This is a genomic window from Candidatus Omnitrophota bacterium (assembly GCA_040755155.1).
Lineage (GTDB): Bacteria > Hinthialibacterota > Hinthialibacteria > Hinthialibacterales > Hinthialibacteraceae > JBFMBP01.
The window spans coordinates 1-12,755 of sequence record JBFMBP010000179.1 but is presented as its reverse complement, the minus strand read 5'-3'; the positions used below and the strand labels follow the sequence as shown (position 1 = coordinate 12,755).

The 12,755-nt window shown below is 51.9% G+C and carries 10 protein-coding genes; 6 read left to right on the top strand and 4 right to left on the bottom strand.

The window, feature by feature from the left end; genetic code table 11:
* Positions 1–5: 5 nt before the first annotated feature.
* Positions 6–1,358: a TrpB-like pyridoxal phosphate-dependent enzyme gene (locus tag AB1656_27195; protein MEW6239084.1), complete on the bottom strand. Its 1,353-nt coding sequence runs from the start codon at positions 1,356–1,358 to the stop codon at positions 6–8.
* Between the two features lie 601 nt (positions 1,359–1,959).
* On the opposite strand from AB1656_27195, the gene AB1656_27190 reads away from it, so the two are divergent.
* From AB1656_27190 to AB1656_27175, 4 genes are all read left to right on the top strand, one after another.
* Positions 1,960–3,999, top strand: a complete 2,040-nt coding sequence (locus AB1656_27190) for an acetylxylan esterase (protein ID MEW6239083.1) — start codon at positions 1,960–1,962, stop codon at positions 3,997–3,999.
* A gap of 177 nt (positions 4,000–4,176) precedes the next feature.
* Positions 4,177–4,602 (top strand): nucleotidyltransferase substrate binding protein, encoded by a 426-nt coding sequence (locus tag AB1656_27185; GenBank protein ID MEW6239082.1) that lies wholly within the window; start codon positions 4,177–4,179, stop codon positions 4,600–4,602.
* Positions 4,595–4,954 (top strand): nucleotidyltransferase domain-containing protein, encoded by a 360-nt coding sequence (locus AB1656_27180; protein MEW6239081.1) that lies wholly within the window; start codon positions 4,595–4,597, stop codon positions 4,952–4,954. Before AB1656_27185 ends, AB1656_27180 begins: the two co-directional genes overlap by 8 nt.
* A 28-nt stretch (positions 4,955–4,982) precedes the next feature.
* Positions 4,983–5,393: a hypothetical protein gene (locus tag AB1656_27175; protein ID MEW6239080.1), complete on the top strand. Its 411-nt coding sequence runs from the start codon at positions 4,983–4,985 to the stop codon at positions 5,391–5,393.
* A gap of 9 nt (positions 5,394–5,402) precedes the next feature.
* Here AB1656_27175 and AB1656_27170 read toward each other — a convergent pair whose 3' ends face one another.
* The 3 genes from AB1656_27170 to AB1656_27160 all read right to left on the bottom strand — a co-directional run bounded on the left by AB1656_27170 (position 5,403) and on the right by AB1656_27160 (position 9,729).
* Positions 5,403–6,410 carry a nucleoside hydrolase gene (locus AB1656_27170; protein ID MEW6239079.1) on the bottom strand — a complete coding sequence of 336 codons (1,008 nt, stop codon included), beginning with the start codon at positions 6,408–6,410 and terminating at the stop codon, positions 5,403–5,405.
* Between the two features lie 17 nt (positions 6,411–6,427).
* Entirely contained in the window at positions 6,428–8,827 is a 2,400-nt protein-coding gene (locus tag AB1656_27165) for a glycoside hydrolase family 95 protein (GenBank protein MEW6239078.1), read from the bottom strand.
* Positions 8,828–9,036: 209 nt separating this feature from the next.
* On the bottom strand, positions 9,037–9,729 hold the full coding sequence (locus AB1656_27160) for a DUF1080 domain-containing protein (protein MEW6239077.1): 693 nt from the start codon (positions 9,727–9,729) through the stop codon (positions 9,037–9,039).
* A gap of 366 nt (positions 9,730–10,095) precedes the next feature.
* Here AB1656_27160 and AB1656_27155 point away from each other — a divergent pair, with 366 nt between their 5' ends.
* Complete coding sequence (locus tag AB1656_27155; GenBank protein MEW6239076.1) at positions 10,096–11,253, top strand: DUF362 domain-containing protein; 1,158 nt, start codon at positions 10,096–10,098, stop codon at positions 11,251–11,253.
* 20 nt (positions 11,254–11,273) lie between these two features.
* Positions 11,274–12,473: a PQQ-binding-like beta-propeller repeat protein gene (locus AB1656_27150; GenBank protein ID MEW6239075.1), complete on the top strand. Its 1,200-nt coding sequence runs from the start codon at positions 11,274–11,276 to the stop codon at positions 12,471–12,473.
* Positions 12,474–12,755 lie beyond the last annotated feature (282 nt).

Here is a 12,755-nt window from a genome sequence, read left to right as displayed (position 1 = left end):
GTTCTTCAACCGACTTTGGGCAGATTGGCAAGCGCTTCTTCAACTTTTTCCGCCGGATATTCGTAATCCACTAAATTGCCCGCCAGATAATTGTCGTAGGCGCTCATATCGAAATGGCCATGGCCGGAAAGATTGAAGAGAATCGTTTTTTCTTTTCCTTCTTCCTTGGCCTTCAGTGCTTCTTCGACAACGGCGGCGATGGCGTGAGAAGTTTCAGGCGCAGGAATGATCCCCTCCGTCTGGGCGAAGAGAACGGCGGCCTTGAAGATGGAGGTTTGAACGACGGCGCGCGCTTCAATAAGCCCTTCTTCAATGGCGCAAGAAACGAGGGGAGCGACGCCGTGATAGCGCAAGCCGCCCGCATGGATTCCGGGGGGAATGAAATCGTGTCCCAGCGTGTGCATACGAATGAGGGGCGTCATTTTGGCCGTATCGCCGAAGTCGTAGGTGAGTTTGCCCTTGGTCATGGTGGGGCAGGCCGTCGGTTCAACGCCGATGATCTTGATATCCTTACCGTTCGCTTTATCGACGACGTAGGGGAAAGCGAGACCGGCGAAGTTGCTGCCGCCTCCGACGCAGCCAATGACGACGTCGGGGCTGTCTTCCACCTTATCCATCTGTTTCTTCGATTCCAACCCGATGATGGTTTGATGAAGTAGAACGTGATTGAGCACGCTGCCTAAAGAATAATTCGTGTCGTCGTGCGTCGCTGCGTCTTCGACGGCTTCGCTGATGGCGATGCCCAGGCTGCCCGGCGTATCGGGGTCCTTGGCGAGGATGGAGCGCCCGGCGTTGGTGCGGTCGCTGGGGCTGGGATAGACTTCCGCGCCCCAGGTGTGAATCATGGAACGGCGGTAAGGCTTTTGATTGTAACTGACCTTCACCATATAGACGGTGCATTCCAAATCGAACAACTTGCAAGCGAAGGAAAGAGCGCTGCCCCATTGTCCCGCCCCGGTTTCGGTGGAGAGGCGCTTCATACCCGCCACTTTATTGTAATAGGCTTGCGCCACGGCCGTATTGGGTTTATGGCTTCCCGGAGGGCTGACGGATTCGTTCTTGTAATAAATCTTCGCGGGCGTCTTCAGGGCTTTTTCCAAGGAATAGGCTCGGACCATCGGCGTCGGCCGCCAAAGCGTTAAAACGTCCAGGATCGCCTCGGGGATATCGACCCAGGGATCAGGGCACATTTCCTGTTGCAACAGCCCCATCGGGAAGATCACCGCCAACTCTTCTGGTTTAGCCGGTTCCCAGGTTTGAGGATTCAAATATGGAGCGGGGGGATTTTTAAGATAAGGAACCAAGTTGAGCCACTTTGTCGGCATTTCGTCTTCGGTAAGCATGATTTTTCGATGCAGCATGATCGTACCTCGCCAATACAAGTTTTTCGTAGATTCTCCCAGGTCTATCCGTTTGGTTTACTCCCCAACAATTCATCCGGAGCCGAAACCTGGCAAGATTCCAAACCAATTGCACTAAACTAAACGAAATTACGGAATTTTACAAAGGGGAGAAGCCATTTCTTGCAAATTTTTCCTTCGATCATTATTTCTATGGAAAATAATGGGCAAATGTACTACGATAATTCGATTTTCATTCGGGCTTGAAAAAGAGATTTTGGATTGGCTCTACAGAAAAAAAGAAATAATAACTGATGTTCCGCAGCCTGGGAGAGCGGGCGTCTCGCCCGCAGATTGGAGCAGCCTATCCAACACAGCGCATGAATTTATTTTTTTGTTGCGTTTTTGAATCGCGGATTTTTCGGATTCTTTTGGATTTCATGGAAAAATCTTTCGTAGAGCGCGATTCATTGAGCCTACTGTTTTTCTTTTCTTTATTTCGTGTTTTTCTTTTCATTTCGTGTTTTCGTGATTCTATCGACGAGAGAAAGAGATTCCTTCAATTATCCATTGTGCGTAACATGAGTTAATAACCATTACGAGTTAACGAGGCAAGACTATGAAAACATTGCTTATATCCCTCTTCTTTTTATTCACCCTCTGTTTCGGAGCCGTTAGTATGGAAATCGAGACTAACCCATCCCTGGATCAAAGCAACAATATTCGCAATTACTTGCAGCGGGCGGCGAGCGCCGTCACCCATCACTCATTGGATGGGATTGTCAGTTTTGAGGATTGGAACAAAGTTCGCGAATCGCGTTACCGGGAATTTTTGGAGATGATGAGTCTCACGGATGTTCCTATGAAAGGCGAACGCCCGCCTCTTAATACGAAAATCGTAGGGACGATTCAGAAAGACGGATTTAAAATCGTTAAACTCTATTACGAATCGCTGCCGCAGCTCTACGTCCCTGCCAATCTCTACATTCCCGACAACCTGAAAACTCCTGCGCCGGGCGTGCTTTACGTTTGCGGGCATTCGCGGACGCAAAAAGTTCATTATCAGCCGTTCCCCCGCCGTTTTGCGCAATTGGGCTTCGTTTGCCTGATTGTGGAAACTATCCAATGGGGGGAAGTACTGGGCCATCATTGGGGATGCTACTCGGAAGGGCGCTTCAACTGGTACAGCCGAGGTTATACGCCCGGCGGCGTGGAGTTATGGAACGGCGTCAGAGGATTAGACCTGCTCTGTTCCCTCAAGGAAGTCGATCCCGAACGCTTGGGCGTCACGGGCATATCCGGCGGCGGAGCTTATAGTTGGTACATCGCCGCGGGCGATCCCCGCATCAAAGTCGCCGCCCCTGTTTGCGGAACCAGCACCGTGGAGAGCCATATCCACGGACGCACTATCGACGGCCATTGCGATTGCATGACGCCGATCAATACTTATCTGCGCGATTTCCATGACGTCGGCGCGCTGATCGCCCCGCGTCCTTTAATGATCGCCTCCGCAGACCGCGACGGCCTCAATACCATCGAATCCGTGCGGCAATCGTATGAATACATCAAGAAAATCTACGATCTCTATGGGGCTGAGGATCGTCTCAAGTTGGTGGAAACGCCGGGCGGCCATTCGTATCATGAAATTTCCCGCACAAAGATTTTTTCCTTCTTCATCCAACATCTCATGGGTAAAGAAATCCCGCCGGAAAAAGTGGGAGATATCGACGAAGCGCCCGAATCGCAACTTTCGGAGGACGATTTGCGCGTTTACGTCAATGGCGCTCCCGCCGACGACCGCACGATAACCATCGATCATTCCTTTCAAAAAATGGCTGAGGCGCCATCCTTGCAAAATCGCGAGGAACTATTGAGACATAAAAACAATGTCATCGATTTTCTTAAGAAGGAAACCTTCCGTGCGTTTCCAGCCAATCCTCCCGATTTGGATTTGCGTTGGGAATTCCGCGATCTTGATGGCAATGGCGGCCAACGAGTCTATTCGTTCGTTTCGGAAGAAGGATTCCGCTTGAATCTTGATTGGCGTTGGTCGGGCGATCCGGACGAGAAAAAGCCGCTCGTGCTCGCCTTGCGCAATCCAGAAGAGAAGCGATGGGAGACGGAAGGCTTCGTTTCCGGCCTGCCCTCGAGTTGGAACCAAGCCTATTTCGCGGCGCGGGGAATTGGGGAAACGTCCTGGGGGCCGGAGTTGCAATGGCACGTGCGCCGCGCCTCCGCCTGGACGGGGCGCACCGTCGCTTCCATGCGGGTATATGACGTTTTGCGCTGCTTGGACGCCATCCGGCAACTCGGCCTGGCGCCGGATGACAAAATCGCCATTGCGGCGCGGGGAGAAATGGCGGCGATTGCGCTTTACGCCGCTCTGCTCGACGGCAAGGTTCATACGCTGCTTTTAAAAGATCCGCCCCCCACGCAGGATGCCGAAGGTTCTCCCGACGGACGGGGAGAAGCCACCGAAATGTTAAACTGCCTGCGGATTACGGACCTGCCGCAAACGGCGGCGCTGGTTTGGCCGACGCGAGTACAGTTCATTGGCCAACCAGACGGCAATTATCAATGGGCGATGGATACTATTGGCAAAATCGACAAGGATCACGGTATGCTAACGATAGGCGGGATGCGCGAGTGGAAGCCATAAGTTTTTACTACGAGTTGCGTAGGGTGGGCTCAAAGCGAAGCGTAGCCCGCCATATGTAATCTACGCATCGGATATTTAATGAACGGAGTAATGGATGGGTCAAACGTCATGACCCATCCTACGATTTCTGAATCCTCTAAATGCTTTTATCTTACTTTAAGGATATTTTGAATAATCATGGCGCTAGATTTAAGCAGTTTGAAAAATGCAGTCGCCTCTATGGAACAGACGCTTGAACGCTCCGAAGATGAAACGTTGATGGAAACGCTCGACGAGATTACGCAAAACGCCATTCGAGCGGGAGCCATACAGAATTTCGAATTTACTTTTGAATTATGCTGGAAATTCATCCAGCGATGGATTCGACTCAACAAAACGCCCGAAGATGCGGATCACCCGCGAACGCGCAAAGAGTTGTTCCGCCTCGCGGCTCGTTACGGTTTGATCGACGATCCTGTGGCTTGGTTTCGCTACGGAGACGCGCGCAATATCACCTCCCATACGTACGACGAAGATACGGCCGCTTTGGTTTATGAAACGGCGCGATCGTTCATTCGCGACGCCGCTGATTTACTGCAGAAATTGGAACATCATAATGATTGATTTGGATGCATCCTATCTCGAGGAAGTAAAAAAAATCTTACGCGAACGAGTTCCCAGCTGCGAAGTTTTAGCCTTCGGCTCGCGGGTGGAGGGAACGGCAGTGAAATATTCCGATTTGGATTTGGCAATACATGCCGACAAACCGCTCGATCCGCAAATCCTGGAAGATTTGAAAGACGCCTTTTCCGAATCCAATTTGCCTTTCATTGTGGACATCATGGATTGGCGCTCCATCTCGGATAGTTTTCAGAAAGTCGTACTGCAAAACAGCGAAATTATCCAAGAAGCAAATGTGAACAATCCTCATCGCGAACCGATCAAGGAGGAACCCGAAAATCATCCAATTCATTGAAACGCAAGAGCATCTCGACGGGGATGAAATGATTTGCCAAGGCCAAATCAGTTTCGGCGCGCATACTCAACTTACATACCTCGGAAGTTGCGTATCCATTATCATTTTCTCATTATCAAGAAATGCGGCGGGACTTTCCCATGTAGTAGGGCATGTTACCCAGATGGGAAAATACAATTTAGCCTGGCAGGTTTTGGATTATTATCAGCAGGTTTTATCCAAGTTCGGGACGTTCGAATATTACCTGATCGGCGGATCGGATTTCTGCAAACATGTCTTACAAGAAACAGAGGACGAATTGGCGAAAAGACGCATTCAATATACGAAATTGGACGTCCTGGGCAATTACTACCGGCGAGTATTGATTCTTCCGAAAGAGAGGACGATCAAACTTTTCAAGAAGGTTATTTATCAACCGTTCGAAACTGGCAATCGCTAAATGAACGCCTTATGGCTTCATCGGAAATTCGGCGAAGAGAATGCGCAGCCACTCGCGCATTTCGTCTTGATATGCGTTGAAATCGGAATGGTGGATCGTCATGATCCGCTGCCCGCCGCAATCCCAACGAATCGTGGTTCGACCATTATCTTCGATATAGACGGGAATCGATTCGAAGGTGAAATGCTTGTATTTTCTTCCCGCCGCATGAAGAAATCCCGCCGTGCACCACATGTTTCTTTCCTGAGGCCAAAAGAGGTCTTTGTTTTCCTGAGAAACAGGGCGAGCAAGCGCGTCCAGGGGATCAAGCCGATCCGGCGGCATTTTCGTCAACGCATACACAAAGTAATTTTGCAACGCCAAAGAAATGGAATCCAGAACTTGGCCTTGTTGGAATTTCCAATAGGAAGAATAATCGCCGCCGAAGCAGGGCAGCCAATATACATCCAGAGAGCTGCGCATAATGCAGACATAGGCGTGGGGATCGAGTTCCACATTCCATTCCTTATCGCCGCCGGAATGGCCGATGTTGATATAGAGGCGGGACACTTTTTCCGCAAACAATTGCGGTTCGCGATTGAAAGCGGCGGCGACGTCGCGCAGGCTGCCGGTGGTGAAGATCGTCATCGGTTCAGCCGATTGGCGCAGCGTTTCAAGAATCAATTGAACGCCGCCCTGTTCGGCGGCAGGCTGCCTCTCGCCCTTGTCTTGCGGCGAAAGCAATTTCCCCGTCAAACCCGTCGAATATGAGATATCCCGGCCAGTCAGGCGCATAAGTTGCTTCAAGGGTATTACGCCGGGGCGATCCGCCGCTTCCTTCCGCAGATCGATAAGAATAGCGCGAATGTCGAATTCGGGCATAGCGAACAGCGTCGCCAAATCGAAATGATCGTCGGGATCGTCGTGGGGATGATAGAGATCGGTGGAATAAATAATGGGGACTTTCATCCCGTCCGCCCCGGCGCAAAATGAGCCGAGGCAGACGGCGATTACGGTTACAAAAAATCGAAAAATCATTTTCATATTGCTCATTGTCATTTCACGCGAACGTTGTATTTCTTATCCGCAAGAACTTGAAATTCGAAGACGGAAGGATCTTTGGTATTCTCGAAAGGAACGTCTTGATCTTCCGAACGAATCTTTTCAACGGCCTGGCTTTTGGACAGACGCAGTTTGCAAGTTCCTTCCTGTGCGGCGCTCACATCCGCTTCGACAAGGCGACCTTCATTCCAACGCGCCGCCACGGTATAAGCCCCTCTGGCTTTGAGTCCGCGGAAAGAGCCAGTGTTCCAAGCCTTGGGCAATGCGGGGAGAAGGCTGATCTCGCCGTCATGGCTTTGCAGCAGCATTTCTGCGATGCCCGCTGCGCCACCGAAGTTGCCGTCGATTTGAAACGGCGGGTGCATATCGAACAAATTGGGATTGGTGCATTTGGCGAAGAGCGCTTGAAGGTTCTCATAGGCTTTTTCCGCTTCTTCGAACCGCGCCCAGAAGTTGACGATCCACGCCCGGCTCCAGCCCGTATGCCCGCCGCCGTGGGATAAGCGAAAATCCAGCGATTTGTGCGCCGCTTGCGCCAAATCCGGCGTTCCCCGCAAAGTAATGGAATGTCCCGGATGCAAGCCGAAGAGGTGGGACATATGGCGGTGGCCCGGTTCGGGTTCGTCGTAATCCTCGATCCATTCCTGCAAGCGCCCGGTTTTGGAGCTGATCTGCAGCGGCGCCAGGCGTTTCAAGGCCGACTCCAACTCGGCGCGGAAATCCTCATCGACGCCGAGTATTTTCGAGGCATCGACGCAATTGGTAAAAAGATCGTGGATGATTTCCAAATCCATTGTCGATCCATAAGTAAACATGGATCTGCTTCCATCGCCCTTGCGGAAACTATTTTCCGGCGAATGGGAGGGATTGGTGACTAGTCGCCCTTGCGGATCTTCAACTAAAAAATCGAGAAGAAAACGAGCCGCTCCCCGCATCAGGGGATAGCCGTGGTAGAAAAGAAAGTTCTTGTCGCCAGTGAAGAGATAATGCTCGTAGGGATGCTGGCACAGCCACGCCGCGCCTACGGGCCAGACGCCCCAGATGCCGTCGGCGGGCGTGGTAAATCCCCAAACGTCGGATAGGTGATGCACCACCCAGCCCCGGCAGCCGTATTCCTCCTTGGCCGTACGGGAACCAGAATCCACCAGCGATTCCATATAGTCGAACAAGGGGAGATGGCATTCCGGCAAATTGCCAACTTCGGCGATCCAATAATTCATTTGCAGATTGATGTTTGTGTGATAATCGCTGCTCCAAGGCGCGTCCATATAAGGATTCCATAATCCTTGCAGATTGGCGGGCATGCAGCCGAGGCGCGAACTGCCCATCATCAGGTAGCGTCCGTATTGGAAATACAAAGCGGCGAATTGGGGATCGTCCGCGCCTTGTTTGATCGCAGCCAAGCGCTGGTCGGTCGGCTTATCGGGATTGGGGCTGTCGCCAAGATCGAGATCGACGCGGTTGAATAGGGATTGATGTTCGGAAACGCTGTTATCGAAAAGGACTTCATAGGGAATGCTCTTCACGGCTTCCAGCGCCTGGCGGCAAGATTTTTCGGGATCGGCGCCGCGATAGTTAGTATCGGCGGCGATGAGGACGATCAATTCGTCGGCGTCTTCCACCGTCAATACGCCGCCGATGCTCTGCACAGTTCCGCCTTTGGGAAACGCTTGCAAACGGGCTTCGTATTTCATCCCCACATTCTCGCCGGTTTCATGATGAATAGCCGTAATCTGCCCGCGCAGATGCAGCCGGTCGGGCGCTCCGCTGAGACAGACGAAATCCTGCTGGCGTTTCAACGTGAAGCGAGCGCTGATTTTTCCTGGTTGATCCGCCGTGAAATGGATTACGATGACTTGATGCGGAACCGAAGCGAAAAGCGTGCGGCTGTAGGCGACGCCATCCGCTTGATAAGAAATTCCCGCCACGCCGTTTTCCAGATCGAGATAGCGGCGGTAATTTTGATAATTCGGCGCATGAAGCGTCTCGATCCATAAATCGCCAAGCGACTGATAGGATTTGATCCTTTCGGGGACGCCCATCAACGCCTGCGCCTTTTCCTGCGCTTCCTTATTCTTCCCCTCGAAAAGCAGCCGTCGTACTTCAGGCAAGGCTTTGATCGCTTCCGGGTTGATGCGGTCGCGTGGATATCCATCCCAAAGCGTATCCTCATTGAGTTGGATGCGCTCCCGATCCACGCCGCCGAACAACATGGCGCCGAGGCGTCCGTTTCCGACGGGCAGGGCGTTATCCCATTTATCCAGCGGCAGCGGCTGATCGTACCACAGCAGCCATTGCGTATCGGGAAGCGAAGGGTACGCCGCCGCAAAGTGCGCAACGGCGAAAACTAAACTCGCAAATAGAAAAATTACGATTCCTTTTCGCGTCATCATCTTTTCCTTTACTATTTTCGTTGGCGTTCAGCCGAATGAACAAGATTTCCTCCCCAAAATTGGGGAGAGATTAAGCGTAGGGTTGATGCGTTGTAACGACGCCCTCCTCTTAATCTCAAAACATGGGGGAGAAATACAAGTAACTCGCGGATTATCTTTTAAAACAGAACTCATTCTTCATAAGGCTAAATCGTTGCAATGGTTCAATATTAAAACGTCTTAATTTTGATATTCCGGAAATAGATCGGCGCGCCTGCGTGTTTGCCTTGCAAGCCAATCCGGCCTTTCGTGGGGAGTTTGGCGAAGGGCGTGCTCAACCAGGCGGGGATTTCGCTGCCGTCGGGATTTTTCTTGGCGTCCTTCCATAGTCTCATATCCATTTCCGTCGCCATTTCCCCGTTCAGCATGACATAGATCATCGGCCCTTTGCAAGTAATCGTCATCCGGTTCCATTCGCCGGGCTTTTTGACCAGGCTTTTCTTGGCGGCCAAATGTCCGAAGATGGCGGCGCATTGCCAAGTCTTGGGTTGGCTGGACCATTCCTTCGAAAAATCGTCGGCGATCTGAATTTCTACGGAATTGGGAATCCAGTTTTTCATGTCGCTGCAATAGACGATCACGCCGCTATTGGTTCCATCGGCGGTTTTAAATTCCAAATCAAGGATAAAATTGCTATAGTCCTTATCGCTCCAAATCGCTTCGTCCTTGCTGGCCGTGAGAACGCCGTCTTCGACCGTCCAGATTCCTTTCGGAAACAAAGCGTTGGAGAGATCCGCTTTGAATAAATCCTGCCAGCTGGCGCAGTCGGGATGGGCTTTGGGGGGAATAGCCATTTCCTCCGCTTGCAAGAACAATGGTGCAACGAAACAAATTCCCATGAGCACTATGGCGGCTTTTTTCATGACGAAATCCTTTCCTTATAAAATCATATTCTAAGCGAGCTTAAAATCGCGCATTTCATTTTATTCGATATGTGAAGAAGAAATAAGATGCGGCTCGGCGTTTTCGGTCCATGGACGCAATCAGACCGAAAGCAGAAAATCAATAGATTGAATTTCGGCAAACCGGAATAATCATATCGTCGAAGGAACCTATGTATGACATTTTATGACTAATTTTTAATACTATGTTATCTTAAGATCATATTCTTTTTACGGGCGCCGAGGGCAAGGTTTTCGCCTTTGATTAATTCTTTCGACTTGCGAGAAAAAAAAGTATCTTGATAAGCGGGAAATAAAGAATCTATAGAATGATTCAAGGGATGCATCATGAGAAAGACGCAAACATGCTCACGGCGAAATTTTTTAAAAGCCACATCGATTGGCATTGTGGCGGCGGGCGAAAGAAGCGTACTGACGGCGTCGAATACCCAAATCGACGTCTATCCCATCGTGGGCGTCGACCGTTGCCGCCGCTACGATTTCGCAGAGGTTAAAAATTCGCTCTCCCGCCTCTTCGATTGGATCGGCGGCGCAGCATCGCTGGTGAAGGGAAAAACCGTCGCCATCAAGGTCAATCTAACCTCTTACCGCTCAGCTGGCGTCTATACGCTGTCCACGGTGGAAACGGTCTACACTCATCCCATCGTCGTCTTGGCCGCCTGCGCCTTGTTTCAGGATTACGGCGCCCGCCGCATCGTAATCTGCGAAAGCAATCCTACCAACGACGAAACACGCGAATCCTTCAACCGCCAGTATTACGACGTCGCCCTCTTCGAATCCATGATCCAGAATCTGGAATGGGAAAACACCCGCAATAAGGGAACCGGCTCCCGCTATATGACTATGCCCGTCGGCGACGGCGCGTACTTCTACAAATCGTTCGATCTCAATCATCGCTATTACGATACGGACGTTTTCGTCTCCATCGCCAAGATGAAAAATCACGACATCGCCGGAATCACTCTGACCATGAAAAATCTCTTCGGCATCGCCCCCAACGCCATTTACGGCGATCCCGGCAACGAACAAGCCACGACGATTCGCAATATGTTTCACAATGGCAAAACGCGTCCGGCGGCGGATGGAGAAATCCTGCCCGTCGCATCGAACGATCCAGGCTACCGCATTCCTCGCATCGTCGTCGACCTCAACCGCGCCCGCCCAATCGATCTGGCCATTATCGACGGCATTACGGCGCAGATGGGCGGCGAGGGCGCATGGAACGGCGCCCAGATCGGCTTCGCCGTTCCCCATGTGCTCATCGCCGGGCAAAATTGCGTCGCCGTCGACGCCGTCGGCGCTGCCATTATGGGATTCGATCCTCTGGCGGAAGATTTCTCCAAGCCCTTTTACAACGCCGCCAACACTCTGCGTCTGGCGGCGGAGCAAGGGCTGGGATCCAATAACCTGAACGAAATCGACGTCGTCGGATTAAGCGTCAAGGAAGCGCGTTACAACTACCTGCCCGGCAAGAAAAACCGGTGACCTATAAAGGGAGAAGCAGCATGAGGAAGATTTTCATCTTACTATTCGCCATCGTTTTTACGGCGGGAACGGCGGGGAGCGAGGAAGCCGCGCCTACGTTTCATTACAATAACCAACGCACCGGCGCCACGGAAAACGCAGGACCGAAATCCCCGCAAATAGTATGGCAATTCCAGGCGGACGCCTCGCTTTCCGCCTCACCCGTCATCGCGGCGGACGGAACCATCTATCTCGCCGCAACGGATGGAAAACTCTACGCCCTGATGCCGGACGGCGCCATGATGTGGATATTTCAGGCCAGCGACTCCATCTTTGGAACTCCCGCCATCGCCCCGGACGGCGCGATTCTTTTCGGCGATCTCGCCGGGAAATATTACGCCGTCGGCGGGGATGGAAAGTTAAAATGGAGCCTTTCGTTTACGGGAACGGAGCGCCGCATCGTTTCCTCGCCCGTTATCGATTCCGATGGGCAATCCTACATCGCGTCCTGGAACGAGCAATTCTACGCCATTCGCTCCGATGGAACCACGCGATGGAAAGCCGCTCTTGAAGGCCTTATCTCCTCCTCACCCGCGCTGGACGAAGACGGAAACGCTTATCTGGCGGCTAACGATCCCGACTCGCGAAACGTAAAACTGGGCGTGATGAAATTTATGCCGAATTCCTCCAGCCGCGTATGGACGCTCAGCGAAGACCTGCAAAGCAGCCCGGCGCGCATCATCTCTTCCCCCGCTATCGATTCCGTCCGCCAGCAGCTATACGTTGGCGCTTGCCTCTCCTCCAACGGCGCGCTTTTCGCCGTCAATTTATCGACCGGCAATCGGACGTTTCGAACGCTGCTTCCCAAAGGGACCATCTCCTCTCCGGCGATCGGAAAAGACGGAACCGTATATATCGGCTGCCTGGACGGAGGATTGTACGCCGTCGATCCGGAAAATGGCGCCAAGAAATGGACCTTTCAAACCAGCGGCGCCTATGTCTTCAGCTCGCCGAGCGTCGATGGCAACGGGACGATTTACATCGGCGACAGCGACGGCGTTCTTTTCGCATTGAGTCCGGCGGGGAATGAATTATGGCGCTTCGCGACGAAGTCGAATATCGCTTCTTCCCCCGTCGTGGCCAAGGATGGGACGCTCTACATCACTTCCTATGACAGTACGCTCTACGCCATTGGAAATCCCACAGCCGTGATGGATTGGAGCCAATATTTCAACGAATAAGGGATAGAGAGCGCCGCGTCGACGCTCCCAACGACTGCCTACGGCTCTCTATACATTATTACTCTATGACATTTGTAATTGTCCCCTCGCCCTTTGGGAGAGGATTAGGGTGAGGGGGCTTATACCAACCTGCATTAAGATTGTCGCTTTTTATCCCTCTCCCAAGATTCAAGGATTTATAAGGGGGAGAAAATTTGACTCTACGGTTAGCGAAAGCGAAAGTCAAGTTTGAAGTTGTAAAGCCATGGGATGCGGGGATCGACGTTTTCTTGGGCGAGGCGG